18 protein-coding genes are annotated in these 17,539 nt (G+C 65.2%); all 18 read left to right on the top strand.

Annotated features, from left to right (window positions below):
* Positions 1–8 precede the first annotated feature (8 nt).
* Complete coding sequence (gene hypF, locus PARJ55_RS0116335; protein WP_371257431.1) at positions 9–2,255, top strand: carbamoyltransferase HypF; 2,247 nt, start codon at positions 9–11, stop codon at positions 2,253–2,255.
* Between the two features lie 202 nt (positions 2,256–2,457).
* Complete coding sequence (locus PARJ55_RS0116330; protein WP_028714012.1) at positions 2,458–3,543, top strand: hydrogenase small subunit; 1,086 nt, start codon at positions 2,458–2,460, stop codon at positions 3,541–3,543.
* A 3-nt stretch (positions 3,544–3,546) separates the two neighbouring features.
* Positions 3,547–5,340: a nickel-dependent hydrogenase large subunit gene (locus PARJ55_RS0116325; protein ID WP_028714011.1), complete on the top strand. Its 1,794-nt coding sequence runs from the start codon at positions 3,547–3,549 to the stop codon at positions 5,338–5,340.
* A gap of 15 nt (positions 5,341–5,355) precedes the next feature.
* Positions 5,356–5,940, top strand: coding sequence for a HupE/UreJ family protein (locus PARJ55_RS0116320; protein ID WP_028714010.1), 585 nt, complete (start codon positions 5,356–5,358; stop codon positions 5,938–5,940).
* A 4-nt stretch (positions 5,941–5,944) separates the two neighbouring features.
* Complete coding sequence (gene cybH / locus PARJ55_RS0116315; protein ID WP_028714009.1) at positions 5,945–6,691, top strand: Ni/Fe-hydrogenase, b-type cytochrome subunit; 747 nt, start codon at positions 5,945–5,947, stop codon at positions 6,689–6,691.
* 247 nt (positions 6,692–6,938) lie between these two features.
* The gene (locus tag PARJ55_RS0116310) at positions 6,939–7,556 is read left to right on the top strand and encodes a HyaD/HybD family hydrogenase maturation endopeptidase (protein ID WP_028714008.1); all 618 of its coding nucleotides are present in this window, start codon (positions 6,939–6,941) and stop codon (positions 7,554–7,556) included.
* The gene (locus PARJ55_RS0116305) at positions 7,556–7,867 is read left to right on the top strand and encodes a HypC/HybG/HupF family hydrogenase formation chaperone (RefSeq protein WP_011749370.1); all 312 of its coding nucleotides are present in this window, start codon (positions 7,556–7,558) and stop codon (positions 7,865–7,867) included. The genes PARJ55_RS0116310 and PARJ55_RS0116305 overlap by 1 nt, the downstream gene beginning before the upstream one ends.
* Positions 7,868–7,870: 3 nt before the next feature.
* On the top strand, positions 7,871–8,290 hold the full coding sequence (locus PARJ55_RS0116300) for a hydrogenase accessory protein (RefSeq protein ID WP_051416313.1): 420 nt from the start codon (positions 7,871–7,873) through the stop codon (positions 8,288–8,290).
* 12 nt (positions 8,291–8,302) lie between these two features.
* Positions 8,303–9,136, top strand: a complete 834-nt coding sequence (locus tag PARJ55_RS0116295; protein WP_028714006.1) for a hydrogenase expression/formation protein — start codon at positions 8,303–8,305, stop codon at positions 9,134–9,136.
* Positions 9,133–9,996 carry a [NiFe]-hydrogenase assembly chaperone HybE gene (gene hybE, locus PARJ55_RS0116290; protein WP_028714005.1) on the top strand — a complete coding sequence of 288 codons (864 nt, stop codon included), beginning with the start codon at positions 9,133–9,135 and terminating at the stop codon, positions 9,994–9,996. The genes PARJ55_RS0116295 and hybE overlap by 4 nt, the downstream gene beginning before the upstream one ends.
* Positions 9,993–10,895 (top strand): hypothetical protein, encoded by a 903-nt coding sequence (locus PARJ55_RS0116285; RefSeq protein WP_051416312.1) that lies wholly within the window; start codon positions 9,993–9,995, stop codon positions 10,893–10,895. The genes hybE and PARJ55_RS0116285 overlap by 4 nt, the downstream gene beginning before the upstream one ends.
* Positions 10,888–11,229, top strand: a complete 342-nt coding sequence (gene hypA, locus PARJ55_RS0116280; protein ID WP_028714003.1) for a hydrogenase maturation nickel metallochaperone HypA — start codon at positions 10,888–10,890, stop codon at positions 11,227–11,229. Before PARJ55_RS0116285 ends, hypA begins: the two co-directional genes overlap by 8 nt.
* The gene (gene hypB / locus PARJ55_RS0116275; protein ID WP_028714002.1) at positions 11,229–12,152 is read left to right on the top strand and encodes a hydrogenase nickel incorporation protein HypB; all 924 of its coding nucleotides are present in this window, start codon (positions 11,229–11,231) and stop codon (positions 12,150–12,152) included. The genes hypA and hypB overlap by 1 nt, the downstream gene beginning before the upstream one ends.
* A gap of 3 nt (positions 12,153–12,155) precedes the next feature.
* Entirely contained in the window at positions 12,156–13,637 is a 1,482-nt protein-coding gene (locus tag PARJ55_RS0116270; protein ID WP_028714001.1) for a sigma-54 dependent transcriptional regulator, read from the top strand.
* A 2-nt stretch (positions 13,638–13,639) separates the two neighbouring features.
* Entirely contained in the window at positions 13,640–13,924 is a 285-nt protein-coding gene (hypC, locus tag PARJ55_RS0116265; RefSeq protein ID WP_028714000.1) for a HypC/HybG/HupF family hydrogenase formation chaperone, read from the top strand.
* Positions 13,921–15,057: a hydrogenase formation protein HypD gene (gene hypD / locus PARJ55_RS0116260; RefSeq protein WP_028713999.1), complete on the top strand. Its 1,137-nt coding sequence runs from the start codon at positions 13,921–13,923 to the stop codon at positions 15,055–15,057. The genes hypC and hypD overlap by 4 nt, the downstream gene beginning before the upstream one ends.
* A 12-nt stretch (positions 15,058–15,069) precedes the next feature.
* A complete protein-coding gene (gene hypE, locus PARJ55_RS0116255; protein ID WP_028713998.1) occupies positions 15,070–16,125 on the top strand; it encodes a hydrogenase expression/formation protein HypE in 1,056 nt (351 codons plus the stop codon).
* Positions 16,126–16,317: 192 nt separating this feature from the next.
* Positions 16,318–17,507 (top strand): IS3 family transposase gene (locus PARJ55_RS0116245; protein ID WP_156929513.1). Its coding sequence is split into 2 segments (ribosomal slippage): positions 16,318–16,570 and positions 16,570–17,507, totalling 1,191 coding nucleotides; the frame shifts between segments, so codons are not numbered across the junction.
* The last annotated feature ends 32 nt before the right edge of the window (positions 17,508–17,539 follow it).

Here is a 17,539-nt window from a genome sequence, read left to right as displayed (position 1 = left end):
CGCCGGACATGACTTTGCCGACCATGGAACAGGGCTTCGCCATCCGGGTGCGCGGGCAGGTGCAGGGGGTCGGCTTCCGGCCCTTTGTCTGGCGGCTGGCACGGGCGGCGGGGTTGCGCGGCGAAGTTCTGAACGATGCCGAAGGGGTCCTGATCCGTCTGGTCGCGCAGGATTGCGGCGATTTCATCGCGGCCTTGCGCGCGGATAGGCCGCCTCTGGCCAGAATCGACGCGATCGAGGCCGTGCCACAGGTTTTTGCCGCGATGCCCGAGGGGTTTTCCATCGCGGCCAGCGCGGGCACAGGCGCCGAAACGCGGGTCACGCCCGATGCCGCGACCTGCCCGGAATGCCGGGCCGAGATCTTAGCGCCCGGTAGGCGGCAGGGCTATGCCTTTACCAACTGCACCCATTGCGGGCCGCGCTATACGATCCTGCGCGAACTGCCCTATGACCGGGCGCGAACCACGATGGCGGGCTTTGATCTTTGCCCCGATTGCGCCGCCGAATATGCCGATCCCGCCGACCGCCGCTTTCACGCGCAGCCCATCGCCTGCCCGGCCTGCGGCCCAAACCTGTGGTATGAGGCCGGGGGAAAAGAGGTCGCGGGCGATCCTGTCGCATTGGCGGTGGCGGCGCTGAAGGCGGGGCAGGTCGTCGCGGTCAAGGGGCTGGGCGGCTTTCACCTTGCCTGCGATGCGGCCGATGCCAGGGCCGTTGCGCTGTTGCGGGCGCGCAAAAGGCGGCCGTCGAAGCCCTTTGCCCTGATGGGGACCGCGGCGATGATCCGCGCCCATGCGACGCCATCCGAGGCTTGCTGGCGATTGTTGCGCGACCCGGCGGCGCCGGTGGTGCTGGTGCCCGCCCGGGGCACATTGCCCGAGGATGTGGCGCCGGGGATGCGCGCGCTTGGCGTCATGCTGCCCTATACGCCGCTGCATCACCTGCTGATTGCCGCGTTCGGGGGGATGCTGGTGATGACCTCGGGCAATCTTTCGGGCGCCCCGCAGGTCACCGGCAATGACGAGGCGCGCAAGGCGCTGGCGCGCTTTGCCGATGGTTTCCTGATGCACAACCGCGAGATTGCGCGGCGGCTGGATGACGGGGTCGAGCGCGCCGATCCGCCAATGGTGATCCGCCGCGCCCGTGGGCGGGTGCCGGGCACGCTGCCCCTGCCGCCGGGGTTTGACGGAGCGCCTCGGGTGCTGGCCTTTGGTGGTCAGATGAAGGCGGCGATCTGCCTGACCAAGAACGGTCAGGCGATGGTGTCGCAGCATCTGGGCGATCTGGACGATGCCGAGACCGCGCTGGAATACGACCGCACGCTGTGCGATCTGGCGGCCCTGTTCGACCATGCCCCCGAACTGGCCGCCTGTGACCCGCATCCGGGCTATCGCGCGACGATCACCGCCGAAGGCGCAGGCCTGCCGCTGATCCGGGTCTGGCATCATCACGCGCATCTGGCCTCGTGTCTTGGCGATAATCTGTGGCCGCTGGACGGGGGCAGGGTGGCCGGGATCGTGATGGACGGCCTTGGCCTTGGACCGGATGGCACGATCTGGGGCGGAGAGCTGTTGCTGGGCGATTACACCGGGTTCGAGCGCCTCGCCCATCTGGCCCCCGCCCCCCTACCGGGCGGCGACCGCGCCAGCCGGGAGCCCTGGCGCAATGGGCTGGCCCGTCTGGATCAGGCGGGGCTTTCCGCCGTGGCGGACCGGCTGTTCCCCGACGCGCCCCGCGCCCTTTTGCGGCAGGCGGTCGGTGCGGGGGTGAATGCGCCGCGATCATCCTCGGCCGGGCGGCTGTTCGATGCCTTTGCGGCGCTGGCGGGCTTTGCCGGGGCGCAGAGCTACGAGGGCGAGGCCGCGATGCGGCTGGAGGCCATGGCGCGCCCTGCTGCGCCCTATCCCTTTGAATGCCGGGATGGGATCATCGACCCCGCGCCGATGTTGCGCGCCGCCGCGGCCGATCTGGCGGCCGGGCGCGATCGGGGCGATATGGCGGGGGCCTTTCATGCCGGGCTGGCGCGTGCCTTCTGTGCGCCGGCCCGCGCGCTGGTTCAGGGCGACCGGGCGCGGGCGGTGGCCCTGTCGGGCGGTGTGTTACAGAACGCATTCCTGTTGCGCGAATGTCTGGCGGCGCTGGACGGTCTGCCGGTCCTGCTGCATCGCCAGATCCCCGCCAATGACGGCGGGCTTGCTTTCGGTCAGGCGCTGGTTGCTGCGGCGCAGCACATGGCTGCGGCGAAAAGCTTGTAACCGGCGGGCGCGTCCTCTGGCTGAACCCTGACCATCCGGGCGACGCGGGATTTTCGGCAGCCGATTGAAAAGACGCCATAAAATTTGTTTCTCCATCTGCGACATTCTGTCATTGCCCTGCGCCCCCCTGCCTTGGCATGCCTTGAAAGACCACGCGAAGGTCCGCGCTGCCGGGCCGCCAGGCTGAGAGGAGGAGGACGTCTTGTCGCAAATCGAGACATTCTACGATGTCATGCGCCGGCAGGGGATCACCCGCCGCAGTTTCATGAAATATTGCTCGCTGACAGCGGCGGCGCTTGGCCTCGGCCCGGCTTTCGTGCCCAAAATCGCCCATGCGATGGAAACCAAGCCCCGCACACCGGTGATCTGGGTGCATGGTCTGGAATGCACCTGCTGTTCGGAAAGTTTCATCCGCTCGGCCCATCCGCTGGCCAAGGATGTCGTGCTGTCGATGATCAGCCTTGATTACGACGATACGCTGATGGCCGCCGCCGGCCATGCCGCCGAGGCCGCCTTCGAGGACACCATCCAGAAATACAAGGGCCAGTATATCCTTGCCGTCGAGGGTAACCCGCCGCTGAACGAAGACGGGATGTATTGCATCACCGGCGGCAAGCCATTTGTCGAAAAGCTGCGCCATGCGGCCAGGGACGCCAAGGCGATCATTTCTTGGGGGGCCTGCGCGTCCTATGGCTGCGTTCAGGCCGCCGCGCCGAACCCGACGCGGGCGACGCCGGTCCACAAGGTCATTCTGGACAAGCCGATCATCAAGGTGCCGGGCTGCCCGCCCATCGCCGAGGTGATGACCGGCGTCATCACCTATATGCTGACCTTCGACCGCATGCCCGAGCTTGACCGCCAGGGCCGGCCAAAGATGTTCTACAGCCAGCGCATCCACGACAAATGCTATCGCCGCCCGCATTTCGATGCCGGCCAGTTCGTCGAGCATTGGGACGACGAAAACGCCAAGAAGGGCTATTGCCTTTACAAGATGGGGTGCAAGGGCCCGACCACCTATAACGCCTGCTCGACCGTGCGCTGGAACGAGGGCGTTTCGTTCCCGATCCAGTCGGGCCATGGCTGCATCGGCTGCTCGGAAGACGGGTTCTGGGATCAGGGTTCGTTCTATGACCGGCTGACCAATATCAAGGCCTTCGGGGTCGAGGCCAATGCCGACAAGCTGGGTGGTATCGCGGCGGGTGCGGTCGGTGGGGCCGTTGCGGTCCATGCCGCGATTTCGGCGCTGAAACGGGCGCAGAAAAAGACCCAGGACAAGGTGGAGGCCTAGGCCATGACGATCAATACGCCGAATGGCTTTACCCTCGACAATTCCGGGCGCCGCATCGTGGTGGACCCGGTCACCCGGATCGAAGGGCATATGCGCTGCGAGGTCAACGTGGATGATCAGGGTGTCATCCGCAATGCGGTCTCGACCGGCACGATGTGGCGCGGGCTGGAGGTCATCCTGAAAGGGCGCGATCCGCGTGACGCCTGGGCCTTTGTCGAACGGATCTGCGGCGTCTGCACCGGCACACATGCGCTGACCTCGGTACGCGCGGTCGAAGATGCGCTTGGGATCATGATCCCCGACAATGCCAATTCGATCCGTAACATGATGCAGCTGGCGCTGGAGATCCACGATCATGTCGTGCATTTCTATCATCTGCATGCGCTGGACTGGGTGAACCCGGTCAATGCCCTGCGCGCCGACCCCAAGGCGACCAGTGAATTGCAGCAGATGGTCTCGCCCTCACATCCGATGTCATCGCCGGGCTATTTCCGCGATGTGCAGAACCGGCTGAAGAAATTCGTCGAATCCGGGCAACTGGGGCTGTTCAAGAACGGCTATTGGGACAATCCGGCCTATCTTTTGCCGCCCGAAGCCGATCTGATGGCGACGACGCACTATCTGGAAGCACTTGATCTACAAAAGGAAATTGTCAAGGTTCACACGATCTTTGGCGGCAAGAACCCGCATCCGAACTGGCTGGTGGGCGGGGTGCCATGCCCGATCAATATCGACGGCACCGGATCTGTCGGCGCGATCAATATGGAGCGGCTGAACCTCGTCTCCTCGATCATCGATCTGTGCGACGAGTTCAACAAGAACGTCTATATTCCCGATGTGATCGCCATCGGCGGCTTTTACAAAAGCTGGCTTTACGGGGGCGGGCTGTCGTCGCAGGCGGTCATGGCCTATGGCGACATTCCCGAGAACCCGAATGACTTTTCGCCCGAGCAACTGCATTTGCCGCGCGGCGCGATCATCAACGGCAATCTCAACGTGGTGCATGACGTCGATCCGCGCGACCCCGAGCAGGTGCAGGAATTCGTCGACCATTCCTGGTATTCCTATGGCGAGCCGGGCCGCGGCCTGCATCCCTGGGATGGTGAAACCAATCCGAAATTCGAGCTGGGGCCGAACCACAAGGGCACGAAAACCCGCATCGAACAGCTGGATGAATCCGCGAAATATTCCTGGATCAAGGCGCCGCGCTGGCGAGGTCACGCGATGGAGGTCGGCCCGCTTGCGCGCTATATCATCGGCTACGCCAAGGGGCATGAGGACATCAAAAATCAGGTCGATGGCCTGTTGAGAACCATGGATTTGCCCTTCGAGGCGCTGTTCTCGACTCTGGGCCGCACGGCGGCGCGGGCGCTTGAATCGGAATATTGCGGGCGCCTGCAACGGCATTTCTTCGACAAGATGGTGCGGAACATCAAGAATGGCGATCAAAGCACCGCCAATGTCGAGAAATGGGATCCTTCGACCTGGCCGAAAGAGGCCAAGGGCGTCGGCATGACCGAGGCACCGCGCGGCGCGCTTGGCCACTGGATCCGCATCAAGGACGGCCGGATCGAGAATTACCAATGCGTGGTGCCGACCACCTGGAATGGCTCGCCCCGCGACAGCCAGGGCAATATCGGTGCCTTCGAGGCCAGCCTGATGAACACGCCCATGGAGCGCCCGGATGAGCCGGTCGAAATCCTGCGGACGCTGCACAGTTTCGACCCCTGCCTGGCCTGCTCTACCCATGTCATGTCACCGGATGGTGACGAGCTTGCCGCCGTCAAAATTCGCTGAGAAAGGGACGATCCAATGAAAAAACTGATGCTGGCCGCGCTGGCCGCACTCATGGGCTCACCCGTTCTGGCCCATACCGGGGTGGGAGAGACCTCGGGCTTCATGGCCGGACTCTCGCATCCAATCTTTGGGCCGGACCACCTGCTGGCGATGCTGGCTGTGGGGCTTTGGTCGGGCTTCGTGCTGCCGCATCGCTTCTGGCTGGGGGCGGCGACCTTCATGGGCGCGATGGCCGTGGGGGCGTTGATTTCGTGGGCAGGGATTCCGATTCCGATGGTGGAAAGCTGGATCGTGCTGTCGGTCGTGGCCTTCGGTCTTCTGACGGCGTTCTCGCGCCGCGGGCAATCTGACCAGATCACCTTCGCCTCGCTGGCAGCGATCGCCCTTTTCGCCATATGCCACGGTCATGCCCACGCGACCGAGGCCCACGGCAATGCCGCAGCTTATATGATCGGCTTCCTGATCTCGACGGCGGCGCTGCATATCGTCGGCATTTTCATCGCCCGCACGATCTCGAACGCCACGGCGGCCAGAATGGTGCAGGCGGCAACCGGCACCGGGATCGCTGTGGCGGGCCTTGCCCTGATGGCCGCCGGGTGATGCCATGAGCGACATCCATCCCGGCGATGACCATATCTTCGAGGGCCGCCCTCTGGGCGCCCCCCATCAGGTTACCCGGCAAACCTCGGTCTATGTCTATGAGGCGCCGGTTCGCATCTGGCACTGGATCAACGCGGCCTGCATCATGGTCTTGTGCGTGACCGGCTGGCTTATCGGCAGCCCGCCGCCTTCGATGCAGATCGCCGAAGCCTATGACCAGTTCGTCTTCGGCTATATCCGCTTTGCCCATTTCGCGGCCGCGATGATCCTGACGGTCGGCTTTTTCGGCCGTCTCTACTGGGCGCTGATCGGCAATCACCATGCAAAGCAGCTTTTCTATGTGCCGATCTTCTCGCGCCGGTTCTGGGCAGAGCTGCTGTTCGAGCTGCGCTGGTATTTCTTTCTGGAAAAAGAGCCAGAGAAATATGTCGGCCACAACCCGTTGGCGCAGCTTGCGATGTTTCTGTTCATGACGGTCGGTCTGACTTTCATGATCGTCACCGGATTTGCGCTTTATGCCGAAGGGGCGGGCAAGGACAGCATGTTCCATGCCGTCTTCGGCTGGGTTCAGGACCTTGTTCAGAACACCCAGCGCCTGCACACGCTGCACCATATCGGCATGTGGTGGATCGTGATCTTCATGATCATCCATATCTATGTGGCGATCCGCGAAGACATCATGTCGCGCCAGTCGATGGTCTCGACGATGATCTCGGGGCACCGCACCTTCAAGGATGATCGCCCCGACTGAACGCGGCTGGCGGCAACTGGAAGGATCGTTTCCGGTTTCAGGACAAGTCGGCAGGTCACTTGCCGCACCATATCCAGAAATCCCGCCCGCATTGGTGGGATTTCATTTTTATATCATCATCTTGCAAGGAATTTCGAGGGTTGCGACTTTTTGTCTCTGCTTTCGGAACTGGTGGCTATACTTTCGGCTCATAGGGGTGGGGCACATGACCGCACCGCCTGCCAGCAATGCTTCGGGGAGGGGGCAGATGCCAGCGGAAGCGCCTGCAAATATCCTTGTTCTGGGGATCGGCAATGTGCTTTGGGCCGATGAGGGCTTCGGGGTGCGCTGCGTCGAAGAGATGGCCGCGCGCCATGCCTTGCCCGAACGGGTGAGGCTGCTTGATGGCGGCACGCAGGGGCTTTATCTGCTGCCCTTCCTTGAAGAGGCTGACGCGCTGATCGTCTTTGACGCGGTGGATTACGGCCTGCCTCCCGGCACACTGAAACTGGTCGAAGGGGCAGAGGTTCCGGCCTTTCTGGGCGCCAAAAAAATGAGCCTGCACCAGACCGGCTTTCAAGAGGTGATCGCCACCGCCCAGCTGCTGGGGCGTTGCCCGGCGCAGCTGATGCTGATCGGCTGCCAGCCGGTCGAACTGGAGGATTACGGAGGAGGGCTCCGCCCCGAAGTGGCCGCGCAGATCGACCCTGCCATCGGGATTGCGCTGGCGAAGCTGGCCGAATGGGGCGTTCAGGCCGGCGAGGGTGCGACCTCGGGCCAGCTTGCGGATCCGGCGATCCGGCGCGAGGCCTATGAGACGGGCCGCCCCGCCGCCTCTGATGCCTGCCGCGAGGGCGATGCGCGCTTTTTCCCGGGGGCCGGCTGATGTGCATGGGCATCCCGATGCGGCTGGCGCAGGTCGACGGCATCGCCGGGCAAAGCGAGGGCGGCGATCTGATCGACCTCAGCCTGACCGCCGATGCGCAAGCCGGCGACTGGGTGCTGACCTTCCTCGGCACGGCGCATGAGGTGATCGACGCTGACCGCGCCGCACGGATCGCGGCGGCATTGCAGGGGTTGCGGGCGGTCATGGCGGGGGGCGACGCTTCGGGCGCCTTTGCCGATCTCGAGGGTCGCACCCCGGCGCTTCCGTCCCATCTTCAGGCGGCGCTGGCCGCAGGCCGCAAAACGGGTTGACCCATGCATGACCATTCCCACGACATTCTGCACAGCCCCGGCGGGGGCGCCCTGCACCCGCTGCTGGCGCGGCTGGAGGCCGAATTCGGCTGGCCACGCCTGCATTCGCTGCATGACGTCGCAGAGTTTACAGCCCGCCCCGGTCTGCATTGCCTGTTCGTTCCGGGCGACCCCGCCCGCAATCTGGAGACGGTGGACGCGGCGGTGATCCTGCCGGAACTGCGCATGGCCTTTCAGAACGCCTTTGATTGCGCCGTGGTGGATGACGCCATCGAAGCAACGGTCCGCGAAACCCACAGGGCGCTGAAAACGCCGGGTTTTCTGTTCTTCCGCGATGCCTCTTATCTTGGCTCGATCGAGAAGATCCGCGACTGGAACGATTACATCGCCCGCACCCGCCACATCCTCTCCCTCCCGGGTTGAAAGGCAAAGACAATGGCCCAGAATTTTCACCTGCCCCCTGTTGGTTTCGGCCCCGGATCGCAGCCTGACGATGGCGAGGGCTTGGAATGGCTGCCGCTGCCTTCCGGGATGCGCACCTATGACATGCATCTGCCCGAGGTCGGGAATGTCGCGCCTCTGGCGCCCGCGCTGGCGATGCTGGCCGAAATCGCCGCGGCCTGCGATCGTGTGGCCCAGGGGGCGGCGCCGGTGTCGTTCGATCTGTCCGCGCTGGATGCGGCCAACCGGGCGCTGATGGCGGAAACGCTGGGTCAGGGCGAGGTGTCGCTGCGCGTGCGCGGCGTGCCGGCGGTGGCCGTGCAGGAAAGCGTCTTTGCCGGGGTCTGGGTGCTGAAGGCCGAGGGGATCGACCGGGTCGAGGTCGCGCCTGTGCCGCAGCTTGCCCTGACGCGGGCGTTCCATGCGCAGCGCCCGGCGATCGGGGCCCTGGCCCCGCGCGCGCCGGGGGTGGTGAACGCCCCTGCCTTGCTGGCTGAACTGATGGACAAATCCCTGTCATGGCGCAGCCCCGGTGATCTGCATGTGGTGAACCTGACCCTGCTTCCGCATACCGAAGAGGATCTGCTCTGGCTCGATCAGGCTCTGGGCGAGGGGTCGGTGACCATCCTGTCGCGCGGCTATGGCAATTGCCGCATCACCGCGACCGCGCAGGATCGTCTGTGGCGGGTGCAGTTCTTCAACTCGATGGATGTGCTGATCCTCGATACCTTCGAGGTGACCGCCATGCCCGAGGTGGTGCTGGCCGCGGCCGAGGATCTGGCGGACAGCGCGGGCCGCATTCGTGAAGTGCTGGGGGCGATCCGATGAGCGTCGAGACCGCACGGGGCGGGTTCGAGGGGTCTTATCTGGGCGCCAATGACCGGATCAGCCCGCAGGCGATCATGGAATGCAAGATCTGCTGGACCAGCTATGACCCGGCCGAGGGGGATGAATACCGGCAGGTTCTGCCCGGCACGCCGTTCGCGGCCTTGCCCGCCGACTGGAAATGTCCCGGCTGCGACGCGCCGAAGGAACAGTTCATCGTGCGCGAGGATCCCGGCTCTGACGAGATGCGGATCGCGGCCGAGATCGAGCGGCGCTGCGCCCGGCTGGTCGCCGACTTCCGCGAGGTCTTCAACGCAAAGATGCGCGACGTGCCGATCATCAATCAGGCGCTGCATGTCGAGGCGCTGGCCTTTCGTCCCTGGCAGGGCGGCTTTCTGGGGGTGCTGATCGCGCCCTGGTTCATGAACCTGATCTGGCTGCCGGGCGAGGATCAGGACTGGTCGGCCCTGAAGGCGGGCGAGAAAGAGGTGGTCGCCTTTCCCTCGGGCGAATATGAATTCATCCATAACAGCCGTGAGATGACCGGCCCTTACAAGGCCTGTTCGCTGTTCTCGCCGATGGCAGATTTCACCAGCCAGTTGCAGGCCGTCGATGTCGCGCGCGCGGTGATGGTCGAGCTGTTCAAACCCGAAAACCGCGACGGGACCGACCGCGCCGCCGAGATTCGCGCCGCCCGCGAGGCCGAGCTTGCGCCGCCGCCCGAGGCCGCATCCGAGGCCGGACCGGCATCGGATGCACCGATCCCCGATCCGCGCCCCACGCGCCGGGCGCTGCTGACCGGCGGGCTGGCCGCTGCTCCGGCAGAGGGCGACGATCCGGAGATATCCGGGGGCGTGGAATGATCTCTGCCGCCGTCAGCTTTCGCCTTTTGCCCCGCGACGGAGGGCTTGCCCTTGCGCAGGGGACGCAGGCGGGGCTGGCGGTGGATGCGCTGATGACGGGGCGCAGGGTGGATGAGGTCAGGCAGATGCTACCTGCCCTGTTCGGCCTGTGCCGGTCCGTGCAGGAATGGGCTATGGCGCTGGCGCTTGGGCTGCCGCTGCCGCCCCTGGACGATCTGCGCCGCGACATGATCCGCGACCATCTGGCCAGGCTGTGCCTGCATCTGCCGCCGCAGCTTGGGCTTGCGCCCCTGGCGTTGCCGCAGGGCTGGCAGGCGGGGGGGCGCGCGCTGCGGGTGGCGCTTTTCGGGCAGGATGGCCTGCCCGGACCCGGTGATCTGGCCGCATGGAGCGCGGGCCCCGCGCCGTTTGCGCGCCTTGTCGCGGCGGTTCAGGGGCATTTCGCGCCGGGCGAGGCGGTCAGCGATCTGCCGGCGATGACGGATCCGTTCGGCCACGGCCCTGTCGAGAACAGCCTTGCCACACGCCATGCCGGACATCCGCTGCTGATGGCGGTGCGGGGCGCATATGGTCACGGGCCTCTGGTGCATCTGCTGGCCCGGCTGGTCGATCTCGACGCCCTGTCGCGCGGGGCTTTCCCGCCGCCCCGCCGGATGGCACAAGGGGCGGCGCTGGTGCCCTGTTCGCGTGGTCTCTGCGCGCTTGAACTGCGCGCGGCCGGCGGCATCGTGACCCGCTTTTCGCGCCGCACACCCACCGATCACCTGCTGATGCCGGGCGGGCTGCTGGCGGCCAGCCTTGCGACACTTCCGCCGCACAAGGCGGATCGGGCGCCTTTGCTTGCCATGATCCTTGATCCCTGTATCCCTCTGCATCTGGAGGCCGGACCCCATGCATGAGATGTCGCTTTGCGAAGGGATCCGCGGCATTGTCGAGGATCAGGCCCGCAGCCACGGTTTTTCCCGCGTGACCCGGATGCGGCTGGAAGTCGGGCGCTTTGCCGGGGTGGAAAAGGCCGCGCTGAGCTTTGCCTTTGACGTGGTCATGCGCGGCAGCCCGGCCGAGGGCGCGGCCCTGGAAATGATCGACCTGCCGGGCCGGGCAATGTGTTTCGACTGTGCCGAACAGGTGGAATTGGACGACCGCCTGTCGCCCTGCCCCCTCTGTGGCGGTGGCAGGCTGATGCCCGAGACGGGGGACGAAATGCGGATCAGGGATATGGAGGTGATCTGATGTGTGGGATTTGCGGTTGCGGCAGCACGGTGACGGTGGACGGGCGCGAGATCAGCCATGACGAGGCACACCGGCTGGGCCTGGCCCATGAGCACGCGCAGGATCACAGCCATGGCCACGGGCACAGCCATGCCGCGAATGGTCACGCGCATGACCATGGTTCCGGCGATCACCACCACCATCATCATCACGACCATGCGCCGGGCCATGGTCACCATCACGACTACGGCGCGGGCGCGGCGGGTCTGTCGGTGCCGGGCCTGACCCAGCAGCGGCTGATCGAGGTCGAGACCTCGCTTCTGGCCCGCAATGACGGGTTGGCTGCGGGCAACCGGCGGGTGCTTTCGGCGCTGCGAGCCTTTGCGGTCAACCTTGTCTCATCGCCCGGTTCGGGCAAGACCACGTTGCTGTGCCGGACCATCTCGATGCTGGAAGGCCAACCGCTGGCGGTGATCGAGGGCGACCAGCAGACCGAGAACGATGCCGACCGGATCCGCGCCACCGGCGCGCGGGCGGTGCAGGTCAATACCGGCAAGGGCTGCCATCTGGATGCGCAGATGGTGGGCGGTGCGATGGATGCGCTGCGGCTGGAACCGGCCTCGCTGCTGTTCATCGAAAATGTCGGCAATCTGGTCTGCCCCGCGGCTTTTGATCTGGGCGAGGATGCCAAGGTCGCGATCCTGTCGGTGACCGAGGGTGAAGACAAGCCCTTGAAATACCCGGATATGTTTACGGCCGCAAGGCTTGCCATCCTGAACAAGATCGACCTTGCCCCCCATTGCGATGCCGATCCCGAGGTCTATGAGGCCAATCTGCGGCGGGTGAACCCCGGCATAGACATCCTGCGCCTTTCGGCCCGCACCGGCGAGGGGATGCAGGCCTGGATCGACTGGCTGCGCGCCGGTCTGGCGACAAAGGCCTGAGCCATGCCCACGCCGCGCCCCTTTGTCCTGCTGGTGGATGACGAGCCGCATTCGCTTTCGGCGATGCGCATGGCGCTTGAGGATGAGTTCGAAATCCTGACCGCCCCGGACGCCGCCGCCGCCGCCCGGCTGATGGAAGAGGAATGGGTGCAGGTGGTGGTCTGCGACCAGCGGATGCCCGGCCAGACCGGGGTGGAGTTCCTGACCGGGCTGCGCGAGCGCTGGCCGGAAACGGTGCGGCTTCTGATAACTGGCTATACCGATCCGTCGGCCATCGTCGATGCGATCAATCTCGCCGGCATCCATCAGTTTATCGCCAAGCCATGGCATCCCGACCAGTTGCTGATGGCGGTGCGCAATGCGGCGCAACTTTTCCATCTCGCGCGCGAGAATGAACGTCTGGCGCTGGAAATGCGCCGTCTTGCCTCGACCTCCGAGAGCCGGCTGGAAAAGCGGCGGCGGGCGCTGCGTCAGGAGCAGGGCTTCGACAGCGTGCTGCGTGCGCCCAACTCGCCGATGAACGGCACCGTTGACGCGGCTCGGCAATGTGCGGCCTTCGATGTCCCGGTGCTGCTGACGGGCGAGCAGGGCACGGGCAAGGAACAGCTTGCGCAGGCGATGCATCTGGCCTCACTCAGGGCTGACCGGCCCTTTTACGCGCTGGATCTGACCGGAATGCCCGATGAACTGGTCATGATCGAACTGCTGGGCGCGCGGCGCGGGGCGGTGGCTGGAGGAACCAGCCGGATCGGCCTGATTCAAAAGGCGGATCGCGGGACGCTTTATCTGTCGGGGATCGAGACCATCACGCCCGAATTGCAGCTTGTGCTTTTGCGGATCCTGTCGGGGCGCGGCTTCACGCCGGTCGGCGGGCAAGAGACGCTGACCAGCAACCTGCGCCTGATCGCCGGGGCCGGCACGGATTTGGCGGCGCTGGTGGCCGAAGGGCGATTCCGTCCCGACCTCTATTACGCTTTGGCGGTGGCCGAGATTGCGGTGCCGCCCCTGCGCGCGCGACGCAGCGATATCGCCATGCTGGCCCAGCACATTCTGGCCGAACTGGCTGCCCGCCACGGCAAGCCGGTGCATGGTTTTGACGGACGCGCGCTGGAGTTTCTGGAGAACTATGACTGGCTTGGCAATTTGCGCGAGTTGTCGAATGAGATCACCCGGATGCTGATCCTTGCGCAAGACAGCGTTCTGGGTGCCGATTTGATCTCTCGCCGGATCCTTCAGGGGCCGCCGGGTGAAGACGGCGCCGGCCGCCTGACCCAAGCGGTGCTTGTCGGAGACGGCAGCCTGAAAGAGCGGGTCGAACTGATCGAAATGCGCATCCTGCGCGAGACGCTGACCCGCCACCGCTGGAACAAAAGCCGCGCGGCGGCCGAACTGGGTGTGTCGCGGGTGGGCCTGCGCGCCAAGCTGGACCGCTATGGCGTCAAGGATCCGGCCGAGCGTCATGCCACCCCGGAAGAGGAGGAATAGCCATGTGTCTGGGAATCCCGGGCCGCATCACAGCCATGACCGATCCTGCGCGGATGATGGCCGTGGCCGAGATCTCGGGTGTGCGCCGCGAGGTCAATATCGCCTGCGTGGCCGAAGGGCTGCCTGAGGGGTTGATCGGCCGATGGGTGCTGATCCATGTCGGTTTCGCCATGAGCCTGATCGACGAGGACGAGGCGGCGCGCACGCTGGCCGCGTTGCATGAACTGGGCGAGGCGCAAGAGGCGCTTGAACAGATGGCCGAAGCCGACCGGGAGATGGCACGATGAAATTTGCCTCGGAATTCCGCGATCCCAAGGCAGCGCGCGCGTTGCTGGCCGCGATTGCATGCCGCGCCGACCAGATCGGCGCCAGCCGCGAAAAGCCGGTGCATATCATGGAGATCTGCGGCGGCCACACCCATTCGATCTTTCGCTATGGTCTGGACAAGCTGGTGCATGAGGGCGTGGAATTCATCCACGGCCCCGGTTGTCCGGTCTGCGTTCTGCCGCGTGCGCGGATCGACGAATCCATCCAGATCGCCAGGCGTCCGGCCGTCATCTTCACCACCTTTGGCGATGCGATGCGGGTGCCGGGCCGGTCGCAATCGCTGTTGCAGGCGCGGGCGGCGGGGGCGGATATCCGCATGGTCTATTCGCCGCTGGATGCCCTGGCTCTGGCCCGGAAATACCCCGAACGCGACGTGGTGTTCTTTGGTCTGGGCTTCGAGACGACGACTCCTTCGACTGCGCTGGCCATCCAGCAGGCCGCGCGGGAAGGGTTGGGCAATTTCAGCGTCTTCTGCAACCATATCACCGTGCCCGAACCCATCCACGCCCTGCTGAAGGATCCGCATATGGTGCTGGACGGGTTCATCGGGCCGGGTCATGTCTCGATGGTCATCGGGGTGCATCCCTATGATTTCATTGCCCGGGATTTCCAGAAACCGCTTGTCGTCGCAGGGTTCGAGCCGACCGATCTTCTGCAATCGGTGCTGATGGTGCTGGACCAGATTGCCGAAGGGCGCGCCGAGGTCGAAAACCAATATGCCCGCGTGGTCCCCGATGAGGGCAATCCGGTCAGTCTGGCCGCCATTGCCGATGTCTATGAACGGCGCCCCAGCTTTGAATGGCGTGGCCTCGGCGAGATCGACGCCAGCGGATTGCGCATCCGCCCGAAATACGCAGCCTTCGACGCCGAGGAAAAATTCGGCATCGGCTATGCGGTGGCGCGCAACCCGGCGCCGGAACCCGAGGGCTGCGCCTGTGGCGCCGTCATGACGGGGCGGGTCAAACCTACGGCCTGCCCGCATTTCGGCAAGGGCTGCACGCCAGAGATGCCGCTGGGGGCGCTGATGGTCAGCTCGGAAGGGGCCTGTGCGGCCTATTGGCAATATGGCGGTGCGCGGGTTGCAGCGGAATAGGGCGGGCAGAACATGAACGCAATGGCTTTTGGAACCCTGCGCGACAGCCATGTGACCCTGTCGCATGGCGGTGGCGGCAAGGCGATGAGTGATCTGATCGATGCCGTCTTTTTCCCCGCCTTCGGTGCCGGATCGGGTGAGGATCAGGCGCGGCTGACGGCGGATGCGCTGCGTGAACCCGGCGCGCGGCTGGCCTTCACCACCGACAGTTTCGTGGTCACGCCGCTGGAATTTCCCGGCGGCGATATCGGCAAGCTGGCGGTCTGCGGCACGGTGAACGATCTGGCTGTTGGCGGGGCGCGGCCGCTGTGGCTGTCGGCGGCTTTCATTATCGAGGAAGGCTGCGAGATCGCGCTGTTGCAACGCGTGGTCACCTCGATGGCGCGCGAGGCGGCGCTGGCGAGGGTGCAGATCGTGACCGGCGACACCAAGGTCGTCGGGCGCGGATCCGCGGATGGGCTGTTCGTCACGACCTCGGGCGTCGGCGTGATCCCGGCAGGTCGCGATCTGGCTGCGGCGCGGATCAGGCCGGGCGATGTCGTGCTGGTCAATGGCGTGCTGGGCGATCACGGCGCGGCCATTCTGGCGGCGCGCGGCGATCTGGCGCTGTCGACGGATCTGGTCTCGGACTGTCAGGGGCTTGGGCATCTGATGGAGGCGGTGCTGGCCGCCGCCCCCGGCACCCGCGCCGCCCGCGATGCGACCCGCGGAGGGCTTGCCGCGGCGCTGAATGAAATGGCGCTGGCGGCAGGATGCGGCATCGAGATCAGGGAAGATGCGCTGCCCCTGCGCCCCGAGGTGCGCGGGGTCTGCGAGATTCTTGGCCTTGATCCGCTCTATCTGGCCAATGAGGGAACCATGGTCCTGTTCGTGCCCGAGGCCGAGGCTGAGGCCGCGCTAACCGCGATGCGTTCCCGCCCCGAAGGGCAGGGCGCCGCAATCATCGGCCGCGCTGTGGCCGCATCCGAGGGAGGCGCCCATACGGCCCGTGTGCAGATGGTGACCTCCTTCGGCGGGCGCCGCATCGTCGACCGCCTTGTGGGCGAACAGCTGCCGCGGATCTGCTGAAACGGACCCTTGCCGCCTTTGCGTGACCTCAGCAGTCCGAATGGGGCAAGCGCGGCCTCGGTGCCTCATTTGATCGGGCATGGGCGTCAGTCGCGACCTTGCCGTAGGCTTTGGTCTACGGGGGCGGGGTGACCTGCCCCGGGATTTTTCCTCCAGATGCGATTAGAGTCCGGCCCAACTTGAGGACGGACAATGAAGCGAACGAGATTCACGGACGAACAGATCATCGGCATCCTGGCAGAGCANGAGGCAGGCGCGAAGTGCGCTGACCTGTGCCGNAAGCACGGCATGTCGGAAGGCACCTTCTACAACTGGAAGGCCAAGTTCGGCGGCATGACGGTGTCGGAGGCGAAGCGGCTGAAGGGGCTCGAGGATGAGAACGCCAAGCTGAAGAAGCTGCTGGCCGAGCAGATGCTGGATCTGGCGGCGATGAAGGACCTGGTTGCAAAAAAGTGGTAGGGCCCGCCGTGAAGCGTGAAGCCGTTGCGTATCTTCGGGCCGAGCATGGCCTCTCGGAACGGCGGGCCTGTCACATCGTCGGCGCGGATCGAACGATGATCCGCTATCGATCCCGACGCGCGCCGGATACGGCGTTACGCGGTCGGTTGCGGGACTTGGCCAACGAGCGCCGGCGGTTCGGTTACCGGCGCTTGTTCGTATTGCTGCGCCGCGAGGGCGAGCCCTCGGGGATCAATCGGATCTATCGGCTCTACCGCGAAGAAGGGCTGACGGTGCGCAAGCGGAAGGCGCGGCGCAAGGCGGTCGGAACACGGGCCCCTATCCTGGTCGAGGCGCGGCCCAATGCACGCTGGTCGCTGGATTTCGTCCATGACCAGTTCGATTGCGGGCGAAGATTCCGGGTGCTGAACATCGTCGATGACGTGACCCGGGAATGTTTGGCGGCGATCCCGGACACCTCAATCTCGGGGCGGCGCGTGGCACGAGAACTGGCCGCCCTGATCGAACGCCGCGGAAAGCCCGGGATGATCGTCTCTGACAACGGCACCGAACTGACCAGTAACGCGATCTTAACCTTTGCCGCCGATCGCGACATTGAGTGGCATTACATCGCCCCGGGCAAGCCGATGCAAAACGGATTTGTGGAAAGTTTCAACGGGCGGATGCGGGACGAGCTGCTCAACGAGACCATGTTCCGCAACTTGGCCCATGCCCGTATCGTGATCGCCGCCTGGGCTGCCGACTACAACACCGAACGCCCGCACTCGGCCTTGGACTACCAGACCCCGGCTGACTACGCGCGGACCCTGACCGCCGCAATCGCCCGCCCCGCTGCGCGAGATGAAAGCTCCGCGCGTCGGGCGATTGCTCAACCTGCGCCAATTGGCGTAAACACTAACCGGGCTCCGGTCGCGGCTGGATGAAAGTTCAGGGGCAGGTCAGGATCGCCGCACTG

The organism is Paracoccus sp. J55, from assembly GCF_000513975.1.
Lineage (GTDB): Bacteria > Pseudomonadota > Alphaproteobacteria > Rhodobacterales > Rhodobacteraceae > Paracoccus.
The sequence above is the reverse complement of the archived record's forward strand: the minus strand, read 5'-3'. Positions and strand labels throughout refer to the sequence as shown.

Bases quoted from the DNA above. Each gene is read 5' to 3' on its own strand.
- PARJ55_RS0116285 (WP_051416312.1), top strand. From the start codon at position 9,993: ATGATCTCTGCCGCCGTCAGCTTTCGCCTTTTGCCCCGCGACGGAGGG.
- hybE (WP_028714005.1), top strand. From the start codon at position 9,133: ATGAGCGTCGAGACCGCACGGGGCGGGTTCGAGGGGTCTTATCTGGGC.
- PARJ55_RS0116295 (WP_028714006.1), top strand. From the start codon at position 8,303: ATGGCCCAGAATTTTCACCTGCCCCCTGTTGGTTTCGGCCCCGGATCG.
- cybH (WP_028714009.1), top strand. From the start codon at position 5,945: ATGAGCGACATCCATCCCGGCGATGACCATATCTTCGAGGGCCGCCCT.
- hypE (WP_028713998.1), top strand. From the start codon at position 15,070: ATGAACGCAATGGCTTTTGGAACCCTGCGCGACAGCCATGTGACCCTG.
- PARJ55_RS0116305 (WP_011749370.1), top strand. From the start codon at position 7,556: ATGTGCATGGGCATCCCGATGCGGCTGGCGCAGGTCGACGGCATCGCC.
- PARJ55_RS0116310 (WP_028714008.1), top strand. From the start codon at position 6,939: ATGCCAGCGGAAGCGCCTGCAAATATCCTTGTTCTGGGGATCGGCAAT.
- PARJ55_RS0116300 (WP_051416313.1), top strand. From the start codon at position 7,871: ATGCATGACCATTCCCACGACATTCTGCACAGCCCCGGCGGGGGCGCC.
- hypB (WP_028714002.1), top strand. From the start codon at position 11,229: ATGTGTGGGATTTGCGGTTGCGGCAGCACGGTGACGGTGGACGGGCGC.
- hypF (WP_371257431.1), top strand. From the start codon at position 9: ATGACTTTGCCGACCATGGAACAGGGCTTCGCCATCCGGGTGCGCGGG.
- PARJ55_RS0116325 (WP_028714011.1), top strand. From the start codon at position 3,547: ATGACGATCAATACGCCGAATGGCTTTACCCTCGACAATTCCGGGCGC.
- hypA (WP_028714003.1), top strand. From the start codon at position 10,888: ATGCATGAGATGTCGCTTTGCGAAGGGATCCGCGGCATTGTCGAGGAT.
- PARJ55_RS0116320 (WP_028714010.1), top strand. From the start codon at position 5,356: ATGAAAAAACTGATGCTGGCCGCGCTGGCCGCACTCATGGGCTCACCC.
- PARJ55_RS0116270 (WP_028714001.1), top strand. From the start codon at position 12,156: ATGCCCACGCCGCGCCCCTTTGTCCTGCTGGTGGATGACGAGCCGCAT.
- hypD (WP_028713999.1), top strand. From the start codon at position 13,921: ATGAAATTTGCCTCGGAATTCCGCGATCCCAAGGCAGCGCGCGCGTTG.
- hypC (WP_028714000.1), top strand. From the start codon at position 13,640: ATGTGTCTGGGAATCCCGGGCCGCATCACAGCCATGACCGATCCTGCG.